The 23,987-nt window shown below is 55.0% G+C and carries 21 protein-coding genes, 1 tRNA gene and 1 pseudogene; 7 read left to right on the top strand and 16 right to left on the bottom strand.

The genetic code is table 11. The features are described from left to right. Positions 1-769: 769 nt before the first annotated feature. On the bottom strand, positions 770-1,735 hold the full coding sequence (locus CLV88_RS07360; RefSeq protein WP_165798832.1) for a Hint domain-containing protein: 966 nt from the start codon (positions 1,733-1,735) through the stop codon (positions 770-772). Between the two features lie 413 nt (positions 1,736-2,148). Beyond that, entirely contained in the window at positions 2,149-2,448 is a 300-nt protein-coding gene (locus tag CLV88_RS07355; protein WP_106607745.1) for a hypothetical protein, read from the bottom strand. A 532-nt stretch (positions 2,449-2,980) separates the two neighbouring features. On the opposite strand from CLV88_RS07355, the gene CLV88_RS07350 reads away from it, so the two are divergent. Next, on the top strand, positions 2,981-4,636 hold the full coding sequence (locus tag CLV88_RS07350) for a sensor histidine kinase (protein WP_106607744.1): 1,656 nt from the start codon (positions 2,981-2,983) through the stop codon (positions 4,634-4,636). Then, positions 4,629-5,900 carry a response regulator gene (locus CLV88_RS07345; RefSeq protein WP_165798831.1) on the top strand — a complete coding sequence of 424 codons (1,272 nt, stop codon included), beginning with the start codon at positions 4,629-4,631 and terminating at the stop codon, positions 5,898-5,900. Before CLV88_RS07350 ends, CLV88_RS07345 begins: the two co-directional genes overlap by 8 nt. Before the next feature lie 449 nt (positions 5,901-6,349). Here the strand turns inward: CLV88_RS07345 and CLV88_RS07340 are convergent, their stop codons facing one another. The 8 genes and pseudogenes from CLV88_RS07340 to CLV88_RS07310 all read right to left on the bottom strand — a co-directional run bounded on the left by CLV88_RS07340 (position 6,350) and on the right by CLV88_RS07310 (position 12,396). Then, positions 6,350-7,372, bottom strand: a complete 1,023-nt coding sequence (locus tag CLV88_RS07340) for a site-specific integrase (protein WP_106607742.1) — start codon at positions 7,370-7,372, stop codon at positions 6,350-6,352. Between the two features lie 52 nt (positions 7,373-7,424). Beyond that, complete coding sequence (locus CLV88_RS07335) at positions 7,425-7,850, bottom strand: helix-turn-helix domain-containing protein (protein ID WP_133169922.1); 426 nt, start codon at positions 7,848-7,850, stop codon at positions 7,425-7,427. After that, positions 7,843-8,049 carry a helix-turn-helix transcriptional regulator gene (locus CLV88_RS07330; protein ID WP_106607740.1) on the bottom strand — a complete coding sequence of 69 codons (207 nt, stop codon included), beginning with the start codon at positions 8,047-8,049 and terminating at the stop codon, positions 7,843-7,845. The genes CLV88_RS07335 and CLV88_RS07330 overlap by 8 nt, the downstream gene beginning before the upstream one ends. Positions 8,050-8,188: 139 nt before the next feature. Then, positions 8,189-9,106 carry a hypothetical protein gene (locus CLV88_RS07325; protein ID WP_106607739.1) on the bottom strand — a complete coding sequence of 306 codons (918 nt, stop codon included), beginning with the start codon at positions 9,104-9,106 and terminating at the stop codon, positions 8,189-8,191. A gap of 28 nt (positions 9,107-9,134) precedes the next feature. Beyond that, entirely contained in the window at positions 9,135-10,046 is a 912-nt protein-coding gene (locus tag CLV88_RS07320; RefSeq protein WP_243403594.1) for a tyrosine-type recombinase/integrase, read from the bottom strand. A 27-nt stretch (positions 10,047-10,073) separates the two neighbouring features. Continuing rightward, positions 10,074-10,322 (bottom strand): annotated as a pseudogene (locus CLV88_RS23300) (Arm DNA-binding domain-containing protein); the annotation flags it as partial. A 165-nt stretch (positions 10,323-10,487) separates the two neighbouring features. After that, positions 10,488-10,563, bottom strand: a tRNA-Thr gene (locus tag CLV88_RS07315). Between the two features lie 174 nt (positions 10,564-10,737). Beyond that, a complete protein-coding gene (locus CLV88_RS07310; protein WP_106607738.1) occupies positions 10,738-12,396 on the bottom strand; it encodes an ABC transporter permease in 1,659 nt (552 codons plus the stop codon). An 88-nt stretch (positions 12,397-12,484) separates the two neighbouring features. On the opposite strand from CLV88_RS07310, the gene CLV88_RS07305 reads away from it, so the two are divergent. From CLV88_RS07305 to CLV88_RS07285, 5 genes are all read left to right on the top strand, one after another. Beyond that, entirely contained in the window at positions 12,485-13,360 is an 876-nt protein-coding gene (locus CLV88_RS07305) for a hypothetical protein (RefSeq protein WP_106607944.1), read from the top strand. A gap of 215 nt (positions 13,361-13,575) precedes the next feature. Then, positions 13,576-14,079, top strand: coding sequence for a flavin reductase family protein (locus CLV88_RS07300; RefSeq protein WP_341477148.1), 504 nt, complete (start codon positions 13,576-13,578; stop codon positions 14,077-14,079). A gap of 88 nt (positions 14,080-14,167) precedes the next feature. Then, on the top strand, positions 14,168-15,109 hold the full coding sequence (locus CLV88_RS07295) for a bifunctional enoyl-CoA hydratase/phosphate acetyltransferase (protein ID WP_243403592.1): 942 nt from the start codon (positions 14,168-14,170) through the stop codon (positions 15,107-15,109). Then, positions 15,106-16,263, top strand: coding sequence for an acetate/propionate family kinase (locus CLV88_RS07290; protein ID WP_106607736.1), 1,158 nt, complete (start codon positions 15,106-15,108; stop codon positions 16,261-16,263). The genes CLV88_RS07295 and CLV88_RS07290 overlap by 4 nt, the downstream gene beginning before the upstream one ends. A gap of 62 nt (positions 16,264-16,325) precedes the next feature. Then, the gene (locus tag CLV88_RS07285) at positions 16,326-16,958 is read left to right on the top strand and encodes a MarC family protein (protein WP_106607735.1); all 633 of its coding nucleotides are present in this window, start codon (positions 16,326-16,328) and stop codon (positions 16,956-16,958) included. Between the two features lie 7 nt (positions 16,959-16,965). On the opposite strand, the gene CLV88_RS07280 is transcribed toward CLV88_RS07285, so the two are convergent. The 6 genes from CLV88_RS07280 to CLV88_RS07255 all read right to left on the bottom strand — a co-directional run bounded on the left by CLV88_RS07280 (position 16,966) and on the right by CLV88_RS07255 (position 23,984). Continuing rightward, a complete protein-coding gene (locus CLV88_RS07280; protein WP_106607734.1) occupies positions 16,966-20,172 on the bottom strand; it encodes a reductive dehalogenase in 3,207 nt (1,068 codons plus the stop codon). Between the two features lie 136 nt (positions 20,173-20,308). Next, positions 20,309-21,004 carry a fumarylacetoacetate hydrolase family protein gene (locus tag CLV88_RS07275; protein ID WP_106607942.1) on the bottom strand — a complete coding sequence of 232 codons (696 nt, stop codon included), beginning with the start codon at positions 21,002-21,004 and terminating at the stop codon, positions 20,309-20,311. Positions 21,005-21,056: 52 nt separating this feature from the next. After that, complete coding sequence (locus tag CLV88_RS07270; RefSeq protein ID WP_106607733.1) at positions 21,057-21,596, bottom strand: RSP_2648 family PIN domain-containing protein; 540 nt, start codon at positions 21,594-21,596, stop codon at positions 21,057-21,059. Further along, the gene (locus CLV88_RS07265) at positions 21,596-22,795 is read right to left on the bottom strand and encodes an RSP_2647 family RNA methyltransferase (RefSeq protein WP_106607732.1); all 1,200 of its coding nucleotides are present in this window, start codon (positions 22,793-22,795) and stop codon (positions 21,596-21,598) included. The genes CLV88_RS07270 and CLV88_RS07265 overlap by 1 nt, the downstream gene beginning before the upstream one ends. 53 nt (positions 22,796-22,848) lie before the next feature. Continuing rightward, a complete protein-coding gene (locus CLV88_RS07260) occupies positions 22,849-23,505 on the bottom strand; it encodes a DUF6778 family protein (RefSeq protein WP_106607731.1) in 657 nt (218 codons plus the stop codon). Between the two features lie 212 nt (positions 23,506-23,717). After that, a complete protein-coding gene (locus tag CLV88_RS07255) occupies positions 23,718-23,984 on the bottom strand; it encodes a hypothetical protein (RefSeq protein WP_106607730.1) in 267 nt (88 codons plus the stop codon). Positions 23,985-23,987 lie beyond the last annotated feature (3 nt).

Here is a 23,987-nt window from a genome sequence, read left to right as displayed (position 1 = left end):
TCAGAACACTGACAATAAACTGACACGAACTAAATGCATGGGAGCCGCCGCCCACCATTAGAGAACAAGTCGTTGATTTTTATGAAATAAGTGGTGCCCACACGCCCCCACATTTGAGCGTCATGCATCTGATAAATATAAATAAACTTTTTGCACATTTCTTGCATACCCCCAATCGTACCCCCAATTCTATTTGTCAGGGGCGACTTTACGGGTCATGGGGCACACAAGTGGGCTTGAGTGTCTATATGGGCAGATTGTGTTGCAAAACTCGAAAATCCGGCTCCCCCCATTTTTCCGCCAACTTCCGTTGAATGAACAATGTTGGCGCTACTGGCACAGTAGCAGGCCATGACATCTCCTTACATTACCAAACCGGTGTCTTGATCGACCCCTTGGCCAAAAATCTCGACTACCTCTCTATGGGTAATTTTTCACTGTTTTTATGCAAAACTGGAGTTTTTCAAGATAATGGGCGGAAAGTGCGAATTCTCTGCACCTGCTCGGACGTTGAGCTAGTTTCAGAAACGCGGCCATTCACGGCTCGGAAGGCCCAGGCATCCACGCTGCGCCGGTCTTCAAAGTCGGCAATGCGCAGTTAACGGGCTTTGCAAAGTTTGGCCTGTTTCCAACAGCGGACCTTCGTGCCATGCGCGGCTAATTCGGGCTCTGAGCCCAATCTGCTCATTGATGAATGGTGTGGCATCCGTCACAAAGGGCGGACAAAGGACCTTCGCTGCGTTATGTGCCTGGGTCTGCTGTGCGAGGCTTATGCCGCTGCCATCAATGTGGCTTCGTGCCGCTTTGCCATCTGACGGGCCACCGGTTCAAGGTTAGCCTTCTGTCCAAGCTTTGGGAATAGTTCCAACAACTCCAGTACGGAGGCGCTAGGTAGCGTCCGAAGGCTCTCAGTTCCGATATAGAGACTTTCTGAGAAAGCTCCGTCAGATTCTACGATCTCATGTCTGTCAAAACGAAGATGAACATACCGAACACGCCCCCCGGGAACGCGTCTGACCTTGTTTCCTGAAATGAGATGGCTCGCTGCTACAAGGACTTGTTCAACTCCGCAATACAACTCTGCGCGCCAGCCAGTTACCAGAACTCGATGCTGCGGTGACACCCGAAGCGGGTTACGATTCCCAATGACCCCCGATACAAATTCAATTGGAGCCAAATGCCCTCCAGCGTCGACTTCGACACTTCCTGCCCAACGCACCATTTGGAAGTTGCGATCAAGCGTCCAAACTTCGTCTCCAACTTCAATATCTTCTACAAGCTTTGGTCCCACGCGGGTTCTGATATATGTACCGGCTGTAAAGCACGGGACCCCAGGGAATTGAGTCGTGGACGATGAGTTTAGCTCGGATGTTTTTAGTTTTGTGTTCCCGTTCTTAAGGTTGGGGTAGTCAGAATCGCCGGGTTGACCACTCAGATCGATTGCAAAAGTCGAGCCAACTGGAATTGTGGACCCTGAAGGGGCAAAATCTATTCGTACAAAAGCGGCGGGTTGGCTGGCATCGCCTCTTACATCGCCTGAACCAAGATATTGGTATTCGTAGGTGTAGCCTCCAATCGTAACCGTGTCGTTTGTCAAAACGGTACTTAAGGACACTGAGCCAGAATCTTCGTTGAATATGGCACCTGATGTAGTGCCAGTTGTTATGTTGATGTTGCCGCCAGATGTATACGGATCACCGTTAACATGTTGGAGTGTCAATGAGATTGTTGCCATTAGCCTGTATCCGCCCTGTTTTTTGGTGGGCTGTTGTCTGCTGCTCATCCCCGGATTTTGTTGGAAGTCACCGGTGGAAAGGCGAACGAATTCGCCTGTGCGCCACTATATGGCGAGAATGTGGCGAGATTGAGGCCAAAGTCGGAAGCTTGAATGCCGGTTAATGCCCGGAGACCGTTTCTCGCAATAAATCAAAGGAAGATGCAAGGGGTAATGAAACCAAAATCTTAGGTTTCCATCCGTCTGATAAGAGCAATATAGACTCAATCAAGGCCCCTTCTGAGGCCCTGATCGAGTCCACCCGTGGGTACGTGCCGGAAAAACAACAACGGAGCGCAACCCTGACAATCTATGAACAAGCTGCAATGTGATTGCTAAGGCTAGCTTCAATTATTGAGCACAGTGGAACCTTCTTAATCGGCGTTCTTGTTGTAATCGCCAATTCCGCCATGCATGGTTTCGAGTTCGTTGGCTTGACCTTTTACGCCATCATCATTTGGATTGCTTCCGCTCTTTCCGGGGTTGTTGGCAATACCGTGGATGTTTCCGCCATTTTGGTTGGCACCGTTCGGGTTGGCGTTGGTTCCGTCTCCCCTGCCTACTTTGCTGTGAATATTTGGATGAATTGTGTCGGCAGGGGTATTGTTATTCTGAGGGGCAGCAAACGTAAGTGTTGGCAGAATGATGAGTGCAGCGGCAGCTAGATGTTTCATGTTTTCTCCAAAATGTTTATCGTCGGCCCAATTGGCCTCCAGTGACTCATGTGGCGGACATCAAGCGAATCTGAGGCCGAATTTTGTCAATTACGTGACGGCTCAACGCAAGCGCGTCGAGGTGCGGGCACGGCGAAAGCCCGGACACCGTCTTTCGCACTCGTCGCTCGCCTGCATTCAAATTCCGCCTGGGTGCGTGTCTGCTGTTGGATGCACATGGCACCAAGTTCAGCATTGAGCCCCCCACTTGCCCTTGTCACCGATGGGCGGGAACCAGCCATTCTCTGCAGCCGCGAAGTGAACGTTCGCATTTACTAGAAGCGGCCATTCATCCTCAGAAATTCTGACTAAAAGAATCAGATGACGGCGAAGAGCCCAATGCGCAAACTGCTGCAACATGCACCAGCGTCGGCAATGCAAAGAAAGCGGAACCCACAAGCCACAGTGCGCTGCTCACACTTCCCGAGCCGCAAAGATACGTGCCAACTTAGGTGGACGCAGAGTTCAGCATGTTGCAGTCTGAGACGCAGGAATGTCGTTTCCATTGGAGGACTGCGGTAAATTGGCTGGCCTTATTGATCGTATCGGTTCCATTGCGGACCGACCCAACAGCACAGACGAAGATCGGCTCCAACATCGCTTTCTGATTGCCACCGGAATCGTCATGTCTGGCGGAGGTATTCTCTGGGGGTCAGTCGCGACGTTTCTTGGTCTGCATCTGCAAAGCTCAGTACCGTTCGCATACGTATTGATAACGGCGGTAAATTTGCTGGTTCTTCAGCGATCCAAGAATTTTTCGCTCGCAAGAAACGTTCAGATTCTTATTAGCATTCTTTTACCATTCGTCTTCCAGTGGTCGCTCGGTGGGTTGGTCGCGTCTGGAGGAACGATGTTATGGTCGATGCTATGCCTTAGTGCGATGCAATCCTTTAATGACCGCACTCAATCGATCAGATGGTCCTTTTTCTTTGTGTTCCTGACCGTGGCCTCTGTGTTCATCGAACTGCGCAATCCGCCTCCGTTGCATCTGTTTGAAGACGAGGCTTTGCTCAGGCTGCCTCTATTTCTCTTTACGATGAATTTTCTGGCCGTCTCCGCCGCCATCTTTGCCCTGATCAGCATATTCATGCATTTGAGACGTCAGATGAGCATACAGCTTGCACGCAGGAATATTCAGTTGGACCGATCGAGAAAGGCGTTGGTCCAGAGCGAGAAAATGGCCGCAATCGGTGAATTGGTGGCGGGTGTTGCGCATGAATTGAATACGCCGCTCGGCGCAATTCGGGCGTCAAATGACAATATGTGCCGATCCACGAAGAATATTCTTTTGGGAATGCCAGAGCTTACCCGGATAGATGACGAAGAGGAAATCGCAGGCATAACCAGTATGTTGCGAACAATTGAGACGCCTCTCGCCGACCTCACAACACGGGAAGAGCGCAAGATCAGAAAAGAGCTGAGCGCCCAACTTGAGGCTCTTGGACTTGCCAATCCTCGCAAATTAGCCGGTGAACTTACAGAAATTGGCGTTCATAGTTTAAAGCCTGAGCAGTTGGGCATCGTTCAGAGCGATCGCTGGCCTTTGATCTTTTCGCAATTGCGTGCCTTTGCGAGCCTGAACAGAAATTGTGAGACGATCAAACTGGCAGCTGATCGGTCCTCAAAAATCGTTTTTGCACTTAAAAATTATGCGCATCCCGGGAATATCGGCCAGTGGGTTTCGGGCTCTGTCGAAGAAAACATGGAGAACGTGCTCACCCTGTATCACAACCTGATAAAGCGCGGTGTTCAGGTTAATCGTGACTTTGCGGAAGACAATACACTTGTTGCAGATCACGACGCTCTAAACCAAGTCTGGACGAACCTGGTCCACAACGCTCTTCAGGCAATGGACTACCAGGGCTCATTGACCATCAGACTGAAACGAGACACTGACGAGATCATTGTCAGCGTTGAAGACACCGGCGCGGGCATATCTCCAGAGGTCAAGGACCGGGTTTTTGAGCCGCTCTTCACCACCAAGCAGGTTGGTGAAGGCACCGGTCTTGGGCTTTCAATCAGTGCGGACATCGTGCGGCGGCACGGCGGTTCCATTACGGTTGAAAGCACTCCGGGCAACACAAAATTCTCTGTTCACCTGCCAACTGAGCCAACCCAGCCGGATACGGAGGTGAATGCCAATGGATGAGGTGGCACGCATCATAAGTGGCTTGGCAGGTACCCCGACCGTGCTTTGCGTGGACGACGAGAAAATTATTCTGACAAGCCTTCAGGAACAACTTCGCAACAATCTCACAGGTATCGAGATCGAAATCGCGGAGTCGGGCGAAGAAGGGTTAGAAGTTCTCCGCGACCTCATCGAAGAGAATGTGCTTGTTCCCGTTGTAATTTCCGACCAGTTGATGCCCGGAATGCGCGGCGAGGAGTTCCTGGAAAAGGTGCACGAACTGTGCCCCGAAACCCTAAACGTTCTTTTGACAGGTCAGGCAACGGCTGACTCGGTAGGCGCCGCGGTGAACCGGGCCAACCTCTATAGATACATCGGTAAACCTTGGGGCGAAGGCGATCTAAAACTCACCGTTCGCGAAGCCATACGCGCGTGGGGACGCGCAAGGAACCTTAAGCAAAAAGAGCAAGAGTTGAGGGAAGCGCACGAAGCCAGCCTGCGGTTTGTTCCGGGTGAGTTTCTGAGCGCGCTCGGCAAAGAAAGACTGGTCGAAGTGCGAGAAGGCCACGCTGTAGAGGCCAATATGCAGGTTGTGTTTGCCGACATGAGGTCTTTTTCCAAACACGCAGAAAGCCTTGGGTCGAGACCGGCCTTTGATCTGTTGAACGAATACATCAACATCCTCGACACGGAGTTTCGCGCAGCCGGGGGATTCATCGCCGGGCTTGAAGGGGACGGGATCTTGGCCCTGTTTCCGGGTCCGCCAGCGGATGCAGTACTTGCTGGCATCAAGGCGCATCACAAGCTGTTGGAAAGAGAGCAATCGGAAAGCAATCAACCCAACATTCAGATGGGATTGGCTGTTCACACCGGGGATCTCGTATTGGGGACCGTCGGCAACAGCGAACGACTAAAATGTGACGTCATTGGCGATCCGGTGAACTTTTGCGCCCGGCTGGAAGGCCTGACACGACAATTCGACACCCCGATGATCGTTTCGGAGGACGTGGCGAAGGCCATTGGAGACGATGCAAAGCTTCGCCGCATTCCAGCGGTGCAGATCAAAGGTCGTGAAGAACTTTGCGCAGTGTATGAGGTGCTCGACGCTCTGCCCGAAGCGTCAAAGTCGTCTCGTTTGGCAACTTTGGGGCAATTCGACGAGGCCGTCCAAATGTTTGAGGCTGGCAACCAAGAAGGCGCTTCTGAACTGTTCAACAATATCTGTGATCTCGATCCAACGGATCAAGTGACAGCTCATATGATAAAGTTGGCTACACTGGACTAATTCGCCGTCAATGGTAGTCATTTCGCGCAACTAGCTGTCGTTACATACCCCTTAGAAGCCCGCTTTGGGAGATACAGCACCATTGCGCAACTAGAGTTCAATGCCCGCTCCGTCCGCACCTATTCCATTCGCAAAACTCGAGGTTTCGCTATCGCCGAGAATGGCCGCTAAGCGGGCTGCGACTGCAGCATCCCGACCGCCCGTCCAAGGTCCGGTCTGGGCCGTGACCGACCGACAGGTTTTGTTTTTAACTCTGTCACAGCCCAATTTTGCCGAAAGTCGGCTCTTGGTAAACGCAGCCATAGAGGTTTAGCCTGTTTAAGGTTCCGCCCCTAGCCCATCCTCGTTGCGCATCTCGCGGTCAATGCTTTTGAAGGCATTCTCAAACATCGAAATCCCTGCTCTTTGGTCTCAAACTAGTTTCAGTTGGCGTCAGCAACAACGCCAGACTACGAACTGCGACGTTTCTTGATCAGCTCGGCCTGACGTTCGATTGAAACCGGGCAATAGGCGCTGATCGAGGTAACAACACTGCTATGGCCAATGTTCTGCGAAAACGCTTTGAACGCTTCGCGGGTTGGGTAGTGTATGTCTGCCCATTTCACCAGTGTTTTGCGGAAAGCATGAGGTGTGAAAGGCGGTAGGTCTGCGCGGGTGAAGGCGTCCCGGATCGTTTTACGCATGGCGTTGGCGTTCTTATAGACCTCGCGCTTCAAGCCGCTCACTTTGAACGCGCCGTCGATGGCCTTGATTTCTATCGGCGGGAAAAGGGGATCATCTGGGCCGAACAGACGATCCTGCTTGAGGTGGCTCAACCACCCAGTGAAGCATGTCAAGTAGTCTTCATCGACAGGCAGGAAAAATGTGGTGAATGTCTTTGCGTTCTTTGTGCGCACCTCACGCGCATCCTGATACACGCACCCGTCGATCATATTGATATGCTTGATGCGAAGAGAGGCGACCGCCCCGTCGCGCGCGCCGGTCAACATGAAGAATGCAAAGAGAGCTTTGTTGCGTTTTTCGACTTCCGTGCTTTCCGGCATGAAGTTGAACGCGTGGCGAGCCATCTCCATTGAAGGATATGGGGTTTCCCGGACAGCACTTGCAATCCGCTGCCCCTTGGCATCCATGTTGAAGTAATCGGCATCGGAATGGCGAATGCGCTGCTTGTAGCCAGTCTGATCAGCCAGCCAGCAGACAAAACTTTTATTGGCGGCGAGAATGCTTGAGATTGTGGATTTGGAAAGTGGCTTGCTCGTCTTCTTGCTAATCTCTTCATCCAAGCGCTCTCGAAACTTGATAACCTGTTCGATGCGGAACTTTTTGAAGCTGGCGTAATTGGTGCTCGCTTCAAAGCGCAGAATGCCATCGGAGGCCTTCTGAACCGTGCTGGGGTCCTTGCGCTTTGCCGTCTTCAAATACTTGAGATAGCGGCGCTTGATGCGTTCGTTTTCTTCGTTCACTTTTCTCATCAGTTTTGTCCTTTAGGGAAGTGTCAGTTTAGGGGAGGTGTGATGGTATCAGTTAGTCTTTGCTGTTTGGCTCTGCGCTGATCCGGAATATTGACGCGAATGTTTGGTGCTGTTCGTGCGAGATCATTCGCGTGGCGGTGCCGTCGCAGCGCTGGCAAACACCTTTTAGGATGTCTGTTTTTGGCGAGACTGCAGACAATGTGACCTTCATTCCAACAGGTTTGCGCCCAGTGCGGCAGGACGGGCAGAACAACTGCTCGTCTTTCAAGGGGCGACGTGCAGCGGCTTTTTTTGAGCGGAGATATTCGCGGATTGCCGAACCCAAGATCAGGTACGGCTTAGATGACGTCATGGCCTCCATGCCGTCCTTGATCCAATTGCGAATTGTGGCAGGGGTGACGTTCAATTCACGCGCCGCTTCAAAGACGTCATACGTGGTGTTAGTTTTCACGGCCATTGGGTTCACGCGTTTAGCCATCTTGATCACCCTCGAACAAGGCGCGGATGTCAGCGACCTTCCAGACTGTTGTGCGAGGACCGAGTTTCTGGGGTTGCGGAAAACGGCCTTCTTTAACGCCTGCCCACCATGTGGACTTGGAAACGGGGATTGGGCCGTGCGGCGCAAGAATTTGTGCAAGGCGCACAAAACCCGTTTTTGGGAATGTAGTAGAGTGCATTGGTGTTCAACCTCGTTTTGTGAAGATTGAACAAAACCTGCATCAACGTTTCCTCTGTGTACGGGATTGACAGAACTGCTAACCCAACAACACTCTCCGTTGTTTTAGCAGGATTAAATCGAATTTGATCGTTAACCGATTAACTTTCGTCAGGCTCCCAGTCTTCAGGAATGAAGCTAGCTCCCAATCGAAGGTATTTGCGTACGGTGTCATCGCCTATGCTAATGCCGATCTTGGCCGCTGCATCGACAATTTCCTTGGGTGTAGGACTGCGAGCGTCGCTAGGACGGTAGCCGTAGTACTCAATGGCCATAACAGTGAACAGTTGCACGATCGTATCCAGCTCCCGTTTATGCGGCTTCTTCGCTAGTGGCTCTACTGGATCGCCATGTTGATCCTTGACGGGTTGGACATACTTCGACGTGAACGCCGTTGGTACGTCCAATCCGATTAAATCAAACCATGCGAACAAATCCTTTGGATTGATCCGGCCATTTTTGATTCTTCTGGGGAATTGACGATCAAACTGCTCACGCCGACGAAGCATGAACTGCAGTGATGGCCATAAATCGATGCCTTTGTTAGCTCTATCTCGCATTTTGTCGAGCTGTAGTTCAGTGAAATGTTTGGGTTCAACGCCGAGCGAAAGAAGCAGAGCTTCATGATTCGTGTAGAAGGGCGATTGAGACCAATATTCGAAGTCGGCGATATAGTCGGGGTGCCCGAAACCACCAGCATACCAAGCCGGATCAGCATGAGTCATTTTAATGATTTGAGATTCTTTGAACCGCTTCCAATCTTCCTCAATCGTGTTTGGAGCAAGCGGATCACTTGAAACCAGCTCAATAAATTGCTGATCGGTATAGTCAGCTAGTTTTTGTCGGCACGCTTCAACAACTTCGTTTCTACGCCTGAATATGACCTCGAAATTCTCCGGTTCAAACGGGCCAACGGTTTTGATGACTATGGGAATTTTCCAATCGGGTAAATTGCCCAGCTTTTCTTTGAGTAGCCGCTCCGAATGTGTCTTCCGATCAATTTGATCTGATGGGGTCATTATTCGCCGTCATCGTACTTCTCTGGACTTAGCTTGCCTTCAATTCGTCCAAATATCCAGCCCACCAATCAACAAGCCTCACCCGTTCATCCCAATGATCGCCCCGAGCGTATGCGCGCCGCACTTCATTCTTATCAACGTGCGCCAGGGCACGTTCAATCGCGTCTGGGTGCCAAAGGCCGCTTTCGTTGGCCAATGTTGAGAATGAGGCGCGAAACCCGTGGGCGGTCATTTCAGTACCAGAATAACCCAATCGGCGCAATGCGGCGTTCAAGGTGTTCTCTGACATCGGGCGTTTCCATGTGCGCAAAGACGGGAACAGATAGTCACCATTCCCATTCATGCGGCGCAACTCGTCCAGCAACTCAATCGCTTGCGTAGGCAGCGGTACAACGTGATCGCGTCTCATTTTCATCTTTTCGGCGGGGATGGTCCAAACTCTGTTAGCAAAGTCGATTTCAGGCCACATCGCATGGCGTATCTCGCCGGGGCGCTGGGCAAGCATCGCCAATAGCTTGAGTGCAATTCGTGTAGTCGCCTGTCCTTCAAAACTGTCGATCTCGTTCATCAACGTACCCAGCGCCTTTGGATCAGTGATTGCGGCCCGGTGGACGCGGGTAGGGCGGATCAGCGCATCACGTAAGGCATAGGTCGGATCAGTTTCAGCAATGCCGCTAGCGACCGCGTAGCGAAAGACAGAACCAATGCGAGCGCGCAGGCGGTGGGCTGTTTCGTAGTTTCCCTTGGCCTCAACTTTGCGAAGCGTCTTCAAAATCATAGGAGCGGTGATCTCTGTAATGGGACAACGTCCAAAGTCGCGGCTTGCGAGTTTGAGGTGGTAAGACGTCTTGTCGAGCGTGGCTTTCGTTCTGCCCTCTTTGCGCTGTTTCTCCAGAAACATTTCTCCAATTTTTTCGAATGTCTGCCCAAGTGCCTCCATTCTGATTTGTTTGTTTTCCTGTTTGACCGCGTTTGGATCAATGCCCTTAGCAAGCTGCGCCTTGGCTGCATCACGGGCTTGTCGGGCTTGAGATAGGCTGACAGAGGGCTAGGCACCAATCACCAGCAGTTTTTCCTTGCCGTCGATCCGGTACTTGAAGCGCCACGACTTCGATCCGCTCACTTTTACTAGAATGAACAAACCTTCAGAGTCACTCACCTTGTACGGTCTTTCTTTTCGTTTGAGGTTTCGAATCTTTATGTCGCTAAGAGGCATTCTGGGGGTACGCTCATTTTCGAAATTTCATCGTACCCCCAAATATACCCCCAATTTGGGGGTACGCAGCCGGATGCAGTAGAACCGGATTGGACGAACGATCTCGACAAGAGCCTTATAAACAAGGCTAAATCGGATGTCACTGGACTTCGATGATTGAGAAAATGGTGCCCCCACACGGACTCGAACCGCGGACCTACTGATTACAAATCAGTTGCTCTACCAGCTGAGCTATAGGGGCACGACGCCTTGACAGCATCATTTTCGCGGCTAGGTCACTTCAGAGTGTTACACTGCGAATCCGAACCGGCGACGTGGGTTTATTACTCACTCATTGTTCCGGTTGCAAACCAATTTCTGCGCAAAACTTACATTCTTTTTTAATTCACGCGCAACAACATGGCGCGCCTGAAACTTACTGGTTCGCGCGCGCCAACAACCCCACTGCAACCAGACCAACCAGCACGATCATAACCGCGCCAGGGCTTGCATCTCCCAGGTTCTCCAAGCTTGCCTGGTCATGGACGCGGGTGGCAAGTGTATCGAAATTAAACGGTCGTAACAGCATTGTCGCGGGCAGTTCCTTGACGCAATCAACAAACACCAGCAACAACGCTGAGCCGATGGTAGTCCGGATCATCGGATAGTAAATTTCCAGCAACACTTGCCCCTTGCTCCGCCCGAGCGACCGAGCAGCCATGCCAAGGCTGGGTGAAACCCGCCCCATTGCACCGTCCGCCGCACCCTGCGCTATGGCAAAGAACCGTACGCAATACGCCAGCACCAACGCGAAACTTGACCCGGTCAAAATCAACGCAGCCCGCCCACCGGTCACGGCCTCAATGGCGTCGGCCAGTCGATGGTCCAACACGGCCAATGGGATCAATATCCCTACCGCCAGAACGGCACCCGGCGCCGCGTATCCGATTGTCGTTAACGGCAGCAACAGCCGTGGCAACACCCGCCCAGACAATCGCACGCCATAGACCAGAAACACACCCGCCAGCACCGTGACCACGGCCGCCATGCCGCCAACCCGTACCGTGTTCCACAATGCGCGGATCAAGGCAGGATCGCTCCAGCTAGGCACATTATCGACAGCATGGCTGAGGATCACGCTGATCGGCAACACGAACCCCACGCCAAATGGGACCACGCAAGCCAGCGTCGCGCACCATGCCCAGACCCCGTGTAATTGCACACGCGCTGGTGGGCGGTGTCGGGTGGTCAGGCTAAAGAACTGAATTTTTCGGCGGCTGGTCTTCTCTAGAGTGACCAGAAAGATCACCAAAACTAAAACAACAGTCGCAATCTGCGCGGCCCCGCCTGCGTTGTTGCTTTCCAACCAAACGCTGAAAATGCCGGTTGTCAGCGTTTGCACCGCAAAATAATCCACCGTGCCAAAATCATTCACGGTTTCCATCATCACGATGGCTGCGCCTGCTGCAATCGCCGGACGCGCCATAGGCAGGCCAACGCGCCAAAACCGCTGCAAGGCCCCTGCCCCCAAGGAGCGCGCAACATCCTCACCGCCTGCCGACTGTTCGCGAAAGGCCGCGCGCGCCAGAATGTAAACATAAGGGAACAGCGCGGCCGACAGCACAATCACCGCTGCCCCCATCGACCGGATTTCCGGGAACCAATAATCGCGCGACGTTTGCCATCCAAACAGACTGCGCAATCCTGTCTGCACAGGTCCAGCGTATTCCAGAAAATCCACCAGCGCATAGGCTCCGACGTAGGCAGGGATCGCCAATGGCAACAACAAAGCCCACTGAATCCAGCCTGAACCGGGGAACCGGTACCGGGTCACCAGCCACGCCGTGACCGCGCCAATCGATGCAGCAAACACCCCGACCGAGATCATCAGCACTAGGGTATTGCGCAAATACCGCGGCAATGTCGTCGACAAAAGATGCGGCCAGATATTATCGGTGGGATGAAACGCCATCCAGAACACCGCCAGAATGGGCGCAACCACGACAGTTGCGATCACCAACGCGCCAATTGACCACGGGCTGATGCTCAGGCGGCGAGGCGCAGGCGCGCGCAAACTGGACTCATTCTGTCTCATGTCATCTCAATTGCCTGAATCTGGTTTCACTGTCCAGAAACCAAGATATAATGACCCCATCAAAAACAAGCGGAATAGCAAGAAAATCATGCAGGTTGCACTTCATGTCGGGGCACAGTTCACAGACGATGACAGGCTGATCCGAAGCCTCGGAAAAAATACCGAGATGCTGCGCGCCCGTGGGATAGAGGTGCCGCCGCCCAGTTTTTATCGCCGCCCCCTGCGCGATCTACTCAATCAGGCCAAAGATTCCTCGCTGCCGCCGGGCACCCGAGAAGCGTTGCTCGACGACCTGTCGCGCGGCGGATCACCGGATCGCATGGTCCTGTCCAACAGCCACTTCTTTGGTGTCCCCAAACAGGCCATCCGCCAAGGCCAGTTCTACCCACGTGCGAGCGAACGCCTTCAGCAGCTTGTCGAACTGCTGCACAGCGAAGACATCGAAATATTTCTCGCCATCCGCGACCCCGCCACTTTCCTGCCGGCTCTTTTGGACGGCACGCCCGAGGAATCGCTAGACGAACTAACTGGTGGTACCGTGCCACTGTCGCTACGCTGGTCCGAACTTGTGATGCGCATTCGCCAAACCCTGCCCAATGCGCCCGTAACGGTCTGGTGCAACGAGGATACCCCCCTGATCTGGGAAGAGGTCATGCGCGAAATGGCGGGTCTTGACCCGACCGTGGTGCTTGAAGGTGGAAACGACCTTCTAAAGAACATCATGTCCCAAGAAGGTCTGTCGCGCTTCAAAGACTATGTTGACAGCCATCCCGGCATGACCGAGATGCAAAAGCGCCGCGTCGTGGCGGCATTTCTCGACAAATTCGCACTTGAAGAGGAACTTGAGGAAGAGCTCGATATCCCTGGCTGGTCCGAAGACCTGATCGACACATTGACCGAAGCATACGACGAAGATGTGTTTCAGATTGAACGCATCCCCGGTGTCACTTTGATTACCCCCTGACGCCCGAATATCTTGACCGCAATTGTCGCCTCAAACGACGCTGCCAAGCACACTATTCGGGATCGTGGGCACCAAAATGACACCCTTTCTTCTCGGTTTCTGCGTCTCAACGCCCACAATCTGTGGTCAGCTGCCCATCAGACCCTTGCAAGATGAGCCAATAAACCGCATTTGATCGACAGGTACGCGGCGCAGCAAAGAGACGCAGGACACGCATGAATATGGCCCCCGAATTTGATCCAACGGCGGACAACCAGCGTCTTTACAGAGACGCGCTGGGGTGTTTTGCAACCGGCGTCACGATTGTGACGATCCCGTCACCTACCGGGCCAATTGGCATGACAGCCAATTCTTTCTCGTCAATCTCGCTCGATCCGCCACTTGTTCTTTGGTGCCCCGCGAAAAATTCGCAGCGCTACCCGTTTTTCGCCGCTGCCCAGTATTTTGCAATCCACGTCCTGCGGGACGATCAAAAGGATCTCGCGCTCGAATTTGCACGACGCAGCGATGGGTTTGAAACGGTGAATTGGTCGCCGGATCTAAACGGCGTTCCGCTCTTGGATGACTGCCTTGCGCGGTTTGAATGCCGTCAGTACGCCGCCCATGACGGTGGAGATCACACAATTGTCGTCGGACAGGTCACCAATGTTGCGCTGAACTCTGGATCGCCACTGTTGTTTTCCCAACGTGACTGGGGCAACTTCGCTCCGTTCAAATAATCGCGCGGCCAATGGCATGTCACCCGGTTGACACGCTCTCTTGTCAGGATAACGCTGCACGGCACTATCCAACGCAAGGAATCCGCTCTTGGACGACCCCAATACGCACGTAAACAGCTTCCCAAAGATGCTCGAGGCGACCGCCCCACTTGATCCCATCGTCACGGCTGTAGTCCATCCTTGCGACACCAACTCGCTGACCGGCGCCATCGCTGCACGGGACAAGGGGCTGATCACGCCAATTCTCGTCGGCCCACCAGATCGCATTCACGCCGCAGCGATAGATGCAGCCCTATCGCTGGATGGGCTCGAAATTCTCCCCTCGCAACATTCACATGACAGCGCAGCACTTGCCGTTGGCCTCGTGCACAAAGGCCGCGCCCAAGCGCTGATGAAAGGCGCACTTCATACAGACGAAGTCATGTCAGCTGTGGTTCACAAAACCAACGGGCTGCGCACCGAACGCCGCATGACCCATGTCTTTGTGCTCGACGTACCGCGATACCCCAAACCGCTCCTGATCTCAGATGCGGCTATCAACATCTTCCCCGACTTGATGACCAAGGCCGACATCGTGCAAAACGCCATCGAATTGGCCCATGCCATTGGGGTGGACGCGCCAAAGGTTGCTATCCTGTCGGCGCTTGAAACCATCTACCCCAAAATCCCCTCCACGGTCGAGGCCGCAGCCCTGTGCAAGATGGCAGATCGTGGCCAAATCACCGGTGGCTTGCTCGACGGCCCCCTCGCCTTTGACAACGCCGTGTCCAAAAAAGCCGCCGAGGCCAAAGGCATCAAATCGGATGTTGCAGGCGACGCTGACATCCTGATCGCTCCTGATCTTGAGGCCGGAAACATGATCGCCAAGCAGCTGATGTATCTCGCTGGCGCGTCCTCTGCCGGTCTGGTGCTGGGCGCACGCGTGCCCATCATGCTCACCAGCCGCGCTGACGGTACACTGTCACGTCTCGTCTCAGCCGCTCTCGCCCAGCTCCTCGTACACGAACGTCTCGGAAAGGACCTGATGTGAGCAACGCTCTCCTTGTGCTGAACGCTGGCAGTTCCTCGATCAAATACGCGCTATATGGCACCGGCCCCGACCTCCCGCGCATCACTCAGGGCCAGATTGACCGCATCGGCCTTGGCCCCGCCCACTCTGCCGATGGCGCAACCCAATCCCTGCCCGTCTCCGCAGACGCCACCCATGGCGACATCCTCGACTGGCTGACACAACACCTAAGCGCGAGCTTTCCCACACATACCATCGTGGCCGCCGGGCACCGGGTTGTACATGGCGGGCAAGACTTCACCGGCCCCACCCACGTCACGCCTGACATCATACCCCGCCTTGAGGCCCTTGCCCCGCTCGCTCCCGGCCATCAGCCCCACAACCTCGCGGGCATCCATGCCGTCGCGCGTGGCTGGCCCAACATTCCCCAGATCGCCTGTTTCGACACAGCATTTCACCGCACCCAATCCCGCCTTGCCCAGCTCTTTGCCATCCCGCAAAGCCTCACTGACGGTGGCGTGCTGCGCTATGGATTTCACGGCCTCAGCTATCACTACGTCTCAACGCAGCTCGAAAATCACCTCGATAACCCTGATGGGCGTGTCATAATCGCCCATTTAGGCAATGGCGCCTCCATGTGTGCGCTTAAAAACCGTCAAAGCACCGCAACCACCATGGGTTTCACCGCGCTAGATGGTCTTGTCATGGGCCGTCGCTGTGGCGAACTTGACCCGGGCGTGATTTTTTACATGCTCCGCGATCTTGGCATGTCCGTGGCCGAGGTCGAAGACATGCTTAGCCGCAATTCTGGCCTCATGGGGGTCTCCGGCATCAGCTCGGACATGCGCGATCTGCTCGCATCCGATGCCCCCGCCGCGGCCGAGGCTGTTGACCTCTTTGTCTATCAGGCCTGCAAGAAAATCGGCGCACTTGCGGCCACGATGGGCGGACTCGATGCTTTGGTCTTTACTGGCGGCATTGGCGAAAACAGCGCCAAGATCCGCGCGCGCATCGTCGACGGTTGCGCATGGCTCGGCGCGCAACTGGACACAGACGCCAACAATATCTCCGAAGCGCGCATTACGACCCACGCAAGCCGGCTTGCCGCCCATGTCATCCCAACAGACGAAGAACGCATTATCGCACAAGCCGTCTCCGCGAAGATTGCCCTGTAGATCAAAGATCGCGCGCAAACTAAACAGATGACAGCGATAGCAAACCGTGATCGAGTGGGGCAATGGATATTTTGGACCGCTTTGTCACCCTGTGGGTCGTGATCGACCCAATTGGAACAATCCCCGTATTTATCGCCGTGACCGCTGCTATGACGGCCACCCAACGACGCAACGCAGCGTTTATGGCCAGCATCGTCAGCGCCTGTATTCTTTTGTTTTTCCTCGTACTTGGGCAGATCTTGATCGACGCGCTCGGCATTAGCCTGCTGTCCTTTCAGGTCGCAGGTGGCATCATCCTGTTCCTGTTTGCTCTCACCATGATCTTTGGCGAAGCGAAATCCGAAACCGATCTCCACGCGACAGACACTGCCGAAAAACAAGGCGACAAGCCCTTACCCGCCATCTTCCCCCTTGCCGTGCCGTCACTAGCCTCGCCCGGTGCGATGCTGGCCATCGTAATGCTGACCGACAACAACGAGGTGGCAATCCTTGATCAGGCCATCACCGCTGCGATCATGGGCTCTGTCCTTGCGGTGGCCTGTGTCTTCATGCTGCTGGCCGATCCGATTATTCGCCTGATTGGTCATTCAGGTGCCGCGATCATCAGCCGTGTCATGGGCATGATACTCGCCTCTGTCGCGGCTGATGCGGTTCTCACATCCATTGTCGAAATCGCCAGAACCGGCGCGCTTTAGTCCGCACTTACAAATCCACTTCGATCACACCATCCGGCTCCGTCGCCCGGCTCTGACACAGGATCACAGACGTCTCGCGTTGTTTGTTGGACAATACGAAATCCCGATGCTCCACCTCGCCCGAAACCAGCCCGCATTTACAGACGCCGCAAATTCCATCCGAACATTTCACATCCACATGGACACCATTTTCGATCAGCACATCAGTTGCAATTTTGGTTGCCGGAACAAGTAGTTCCCGACCATCCTTCAAGCGCAAGGTAAAGTCGTGGTTCTCATATTCCGGCTGTTCCGGCACGCTAAAATATTCCAGATGCCGCGCCTCTTCTGGAAAGCCTTGACGCTCTGCCGCTTCCATGACGCCGTCCATAAACCGATCTGGCCCACAGGTATACACATGCCACCCTTCGGCATATCCCGCCAACACCGCGTCCAAATCCGCCCGCGTCCCCTGATCCGAGAAATGAAAGCGCACTTTGTCGGCCCACGGCACACAGGCCAAATCATCCAGATACCCGGCCCCGTCCTTGCGGCTGGCTGAGTAATGCAGCTCAAACTCTGCGCCCATATCGTGCAAGCGGTGCGCAAAGGCGATCATTGGCGTGATCCCAATGCCACCGCCCATCAGGAACGTTTTGGTTGCGCTTTCGACCAGCTCAAAATGGTTGATCGGCTTCGATATGAATACCTTGCGCCCTTCGCTAAAGATACGATGCATCAACTGCGACCCACCGCGACCCTCATCTTCGCGCAACACGCCAATCTGGTACTTCTCGCGATCCTTTGGATCACCTGACATCGAATATTGGCGCAGGAATTCTGGCGCGACCAGCACATCAAGATGCGCACCAGCTGTCCATTCCGGCAAAGGCGCACCGTCCAAAGTCGAAAACTCAAACTTGGTCACATCCGCCGTCATCTTCTCAACCTTGGACACCTCGACGCGCACCACCGGCGCGTCGCCTTCGTTTTGATAGCGATGCACCACCGACAGATCACCGTCCGCGATCCGCCGTCTGTATTCTTCCGCAGAAACCATTGATTCATATGCTTGAATCCCCGCTTCGCGATCCATATTGAACGGGTACGGCCACGGATGCGGTGCCAACGGTGCCGGATAAACCGCTAGTGTCTGATCCTCGTATTTCAGATCCAAATCCCGCTGCAAGTCCCGTCGGTTAAGCGGGTGTTTACTTGGTCGATAGGCCCCGTCTGCCTCCAGCTCGATATCCCACCACCATTTTTTGACATCGTTCAACCCGCCATTTCCAACCATATCGTCCAGCTTTGCCAGCGGCTCGGCCAAAGATGGAACATGCATAGCGGTCCAACGGAACGGTGCTTCGGCAAACAACCCTTCAAGGTTCCACGGGCAAGTCTTCATGCATCGCCCACACATCGCCCCACCCGGCGTGGTAATGCGATAGGTCGCACACTTCTGGCTATCCGATTTCCAAATTTCATAGCCATTGAACATGCGCTTCGGCCCAGCTGTAATCGCCCCACTCGGGCATTCACGCGCGCATTTGTTGCAGTTCTCACAGAAATTTTGCAAACCAAAATCAATAGGTTGATCGTGCTCCATCGGCATATCCGTGGTCACTGCCCCGGATTTCAGCCGCGGCCCCAGATAAGGGTTCAGGATCACCTCACCAATCCGACTGACTTCGCCCAAACCGCTCAGCAACAAAAGCGGCGGCTGCAACACTTCGCCATCCATCACAGTATGCGCTTTGGCCTTGTAACCCAGGTTGCGGATCTGCTGCGCGATCACTCCGCCAAGCAACGAAAACCGCAAATAGGCCCGCATCGATTGTGCCACGGAAATCCAGTCATCCCCGCTTGCGCCCTCCATGGTTTCATAGCCCTGATCAATGATCATGCTCACCGCTTGATCATGCGGCGGCTTGATCTCCGCACCAGTCGCGTCATGGCTATACCACGCCCAATCCGGACACCGGCTCAGCCCCACTGCATCTACGCCCAGAAAGTAAGTCGCCGCTTTTAGGTTCGCCGCGTTACGCTCTGAATCCGTTGGCTTTTCCACTTTCGCGGACTCGCCATCTTGCAACAAAACAAACGCCCCCAGCGCCCGACGCTGCGCAAAACTCGGCGCGGCTTTTCGGGCATAATATCCGCCCTTGGCCCCATCCTGAAGCGCCTTACCCATGTCACCGAACTGTGCTCGCGCAAACATATCCGCGCGTTTGGGCACCCGTGCCACACGCGCCTCATCGATAAAGGTTGTCGTCTCTTCGACCCGTTTCAGCCGCTCGAACGGATGTGCACCATTGACATAATCACGGTTTCGAAACGGGTCTTGGTTGAGCGCAGATTTGGCAAACCCCTTACCCATCCACCACGCTGGCCCCTGCGTTTTGAACCACGGCTGCTCTGCCATCTGCTTTAGCGGCGCGTCATGGGTCAGCTCCATATCCGTCGTCACCACAGCCAGCCCATACCGCGTGCCCAGCCACGGCGCGACTGGCCCGCCTTCGTCGGCGCTCAGCAGTCCGGCAGCGACACCCAGCCGGTTCATATCCACATCACTTGACGTGGCCGTATGGGCCTTGGCGTTGAACCCCAACAAGCGAATGTAGTTGGCAATCACCACCGCGGTTTCAGTGCTACGCAAACAGGCGCGGTGATCTTGCGCATCCAAAATCCAATCACTGCCCGGCTCGCCGCGTTCCGGATCACGCCAATGTTCCACAAGAAAAACAATCGCGTTGTTCTGTCCGTCAATTCCGCTTGGTGGCGCCTCCATGCTTTCCTTCAACTCGGCCATGATCACATCAATTCCGCTGGCCAAGGTCTTGGTTTGCCTCGTTTTTAGGGCATGAGATAGCCGCTCAATGTCGGGATTACGACGGGGCTCGTCCAGTATCGCCTCAGATGGCACCGGCCCAATTCCCACCATCGATGTATCGTTGAAATATCCAAACGCCTTAAGGTGATCGGCCCGCTCGGTCGGATCTACTGGCACCTCGGATTGCACCTTGTTGACCAGCCCGTCGCGAATGGCATCCATCATCGCCTGAAATTCACCCATCGCATTCACGATGCTTTCGGGGCTTTCAGGGCGCGCAAAGGTTAACGGCGCATCACCGGGCACAGCCCCCAGATCTGGCATCGCGCCACGCGCCAACCGCTCCAGCGGGTAAGGCCCCATGTGAACCGGTCTGTCCTTATCCGAGAAAAACCTGATCCCCATTGCACACTCCCCCATACTCTTTCGCAGGGAGAATGCCGCCTTTTACGCCCGACGCAAGGGCGACTTAGAAAAAACCAATCAACACGTCGCGAATTCGATTGGCAAAAAGCCCCTCACAAACAGGGCTTTGCGCCAGTTACTCGGGGGAAACAAGTTGCAGTGAAATCGGCGTCAATCCATCGATGCCCCCTGTGATCACTTGCCCAGGTTCCACCGCGCCCACGCCCGCCGGTGTTCCGGTCATCACAACATCTCCGGGGCCAAGATGATAATACCGCGACAAATGCTCGATGATCTCAACCGGGCTCCAAACCATTTCACCCAGATCCGCATCTTGCCGGATCTCGCCATCAACGGATAACCAAATCCGCTGCTCCGCCAGCTCAACCCCCTCGACCCGCGTCATCGGGGCAAACACGGCGGCGTTCTCTACATCTTTGCCCAGATCCCACGGGCGGCGGTGATCCTTGCCATCCTGTTGCCGATCACGACGCGTCATATCCAGCGCACAGCCATATCCAAAAATCGCTGCTCGCGCCTCATCCTTGGTGGCGCGAAACACGTCCGCGCCCAACGAAAACGCCAACTCCATCTCGTGGTGATAGTTCGACGTCCCGGGCGGATACGCTACCTCAGCACCGCTTAACACGGCATTTGCCGGGGATTTGGTGAAATACCACGGCGCCTCGCGATCCACTTCGCCACCCATCTCGGCCGCGTGAGCTACATAGTTCCGTCCAACACAAAATATCCGACGAATCGGATAGATCGCCGCCTCTCCCACAAACTCAATTCCAAAAACCTGTTCAGGTTCAAACAGATACTCAGACATCTTCATCCTTTCCATTTCATCGGGAAAGCCCCTAAGAACTTGAGAAGCACTCTCACCCAACCGCCTTCGCCAATTTTGGCAAACGTGCCTTCTTCAACAAGGCCCGCATCGCCCAATCCTTGCCCGAAAGCTGCTCTGCCTCTTGACGCACGGCGTCACAAACGGCCTCAACCGCCTCCGGCGCACTGTCCCAACAGCGGCGCAACAATGCATCCGGATCAACCCGCTCCAGTCCTTCTTCCGCCAACACATTGCGCGGAAAATCCTTGGCATTCATCGTCACGATTACATCCGCCGATCCGGCAATGGCCGCCGCCAGCACATGGCAATCGTCGGCATCAGGCAGCCATAAACGCGCCTCCAGCGACGGTTTCCACGTTACCTCTGCTTTGGGCCACGCCGCGCGCACCAGCGCAATCTCTCCGCGCGCCTGCGCCTCACCGGTTGGTCCGATCTTGCGCGCCGCCCGCGCCCATTCTTCCAGGATACGCGCCGACCAAATCGGCTGAAACGCCCCTGTCTTGGCCACGCCCAGCAATACCTCACGCATCACCGTGGGGTAGATCACACATGTGTCCAGCAGCGCTCGCATCACAGGCGGAAAAACAACGATTTAAGATAACCACTCTCGGCCAGCTGCGGCATCAATGGATGGTCCGGCCCAGCAAACCCGGTGTGGATCAATTGCGCCGCCCGTCCTGCGCGCCCGATCCCGCGTACCGACGCGGTGCGGAACTTAGCCAAATCCGCCGCATGTGAACAGGAACACAGGCCCAGATACCCGCCCTCAGCCACCAGCGGAGCTGCCAACCGCGCCACCCGCTCATAGGCGCGCAACCCTTTTTCCAACGCGGGCTTGGACGGCGCAAATGCGGGCGGATCACAGATCACCACATCAAACTTTGACCCTTCTTCATTAAGCGCGGTCAACACATCAAACGCATCACCCTTGCGTGTCTCAAACCTCGCTTCCACTCCGGCAGCCCTTGCACCAGCCTCAGCCAGCGACAACGCCGCCGCTGATCCATCCACGGCCACCGCTGACGTCGCGCCGCCGGCCAGTGCTGCCAGAGAAAACCCGCCAACGTGACTAAACACATCCAGCACCCGCGCGTCCCTTGACAGACTGGCGGCAAAGGCATGGTTTGGCCGCTGATCGTAAAACAACCCGGTTTTTTGCCCGCCGGTCAGATCCGCCATATAGGTTGCACCATTCATCGCCACCGGAACCGGCGCCTCCGGCGCGTCGCCCACCAATACCACGCTCTCTTCGTCCAACCCTTCAAGACCGCGCGCGCGCCCTGAACCGTTTTTGATCACACAAGACACGCCCGTCACTTCGACCAGTGCTGCCACCATCGGCTCGAGCAGCGCCTCGGCCCAGGCCGCATTTGGCTGGATCACAACCGCGTCGCCAAACCGGTCGACAACAACCCCCGGCAACCCATCGGCCTCGGCATGGATCAGCCGGTAAAAAGGCGCGCCAAACAGCCGGTCGCGCATCTCTTGCGCGCGTGTAAACTTGGCCGCAAACCACGCCTGATCAATTGTAGCATCCAGATTGCGATCCAACACACGGGCAAAGATCCGTGACAACGGATTAACGCCCACTATCGCCAGCGGATGACGATCGGCATCTTCCAGAACAGCAAGCGCACCGGGGGTCAATCCCTTGGTGCGGCGGTCTGTGACCAGTTCATTATCATAAACCCAAGGCGCACCATGACGAATGGCACGCGCGTTAGCTTTGGGTTTCAGGCGGATCACAGGCAAAGAGGACGACATATTCATGCCGCCCTCCTAAAGCTTTCAGTCTCTGGTGAAAAGGCCCTTGGCCCTTGTCCTCAGAGCGGCTGTACCGGTGACAGTGGAACAACCCGCGCCGTCACGCCATTGGGCGGAGGCAGGAACCCTTCGGGTAGGCTCATCTCGTCGCGCACAACGCGCGCAAGATGCTGCGTGATCCGATATTTCTGGGTCAACCCGCGCGCCTCGGCCTGAAGCGCCTTAGAGCCACCATAGCCGACCAGATCAGCAACAATGTGTTTCGGACCGCGTAGGACCGCGCCAGTCAGCGGGTCGCGGGTGGTCATCACAAACTCAATCCCGTGCACGCCGCCAACACTATAGCGTGTCTTTTCGGTCAATGCGTGGAACTTGGTGACGACGATCTCGACATTTACCGGCAATACGCCGTCCAACGTACCACCACCAAGGGCGACGCTGTCTTCAAAAATCGATTTCACCTGATCATAGCGGTTGCCATAGGCCTCACCGCGCCAGACGATATCAGCATTTGGCAGAAAGCGGTTTGCTTCCGAAACTTTCAACGTGGTCGGCACGCTTACGTTCATTTCAGCAAGATGAAACGACGGCGCAGGCGCCGCGATTTCAGAAGGTGTACTCTCAAAAGGCGCGTTCCGTGTCGCGGTGTCCACGGATGCACACGCCGAAATCCCCAGGCCAAGCGTCAGTGCTGCAATCATTCGAACATGCTTCATGTCCATCTCCTCGGGGCTTCTGCCCTCTACTGTGTGAGATGAAATTGCTCGCGAATTGGGGCGAGATTGCGACACGGGCGGTTCATTTCAGGGGAATTCAGCCAGTTTTAATTGAATTTTAGGGCTTTCAAACGCTCATGGTCGACTATTATGGACCAAGCCCGTACCGGGCGTTGCAACCTTAGGAGCAGCATTCAATTGCAAGAGTTCCTTCAGCTACGCGGTCGGCTCCGCCAGCCGCCACGCCGTCGCGGGGCCTGCATCTGAACCAATCCATCGCGCAGAATCACTTGCATCGGATGGTCCTTGTTCTCGCTCTCGTAGCGCTCCACCAATTGCGCAAGCGCTGCGCGCTGGTCGGTCCCGTCCGGCAACGAAAGCGCCCAGTCCAAAAAAATCGACCGACATTCCGCATCTGTAATACCGTCAATGCAAAAGCTTTCGCGAATAAGCCCTTTTGGGTCCAAACCGTCCCGCATTCC

Origin of the sequence: Shimia abyssi, from assembly GCF_003014475.1 — a bacterium.
GTDB classification, from domain to species: Bacteria; Pseudomonadota; Alphaproteobacteria; order Rhodobacterales; family Rhodobacteraceae; genus Shimia; species Shimia abyssi.
This window is presented reverse-complemented; position numbering and strand designations above follow the sequence as displayed.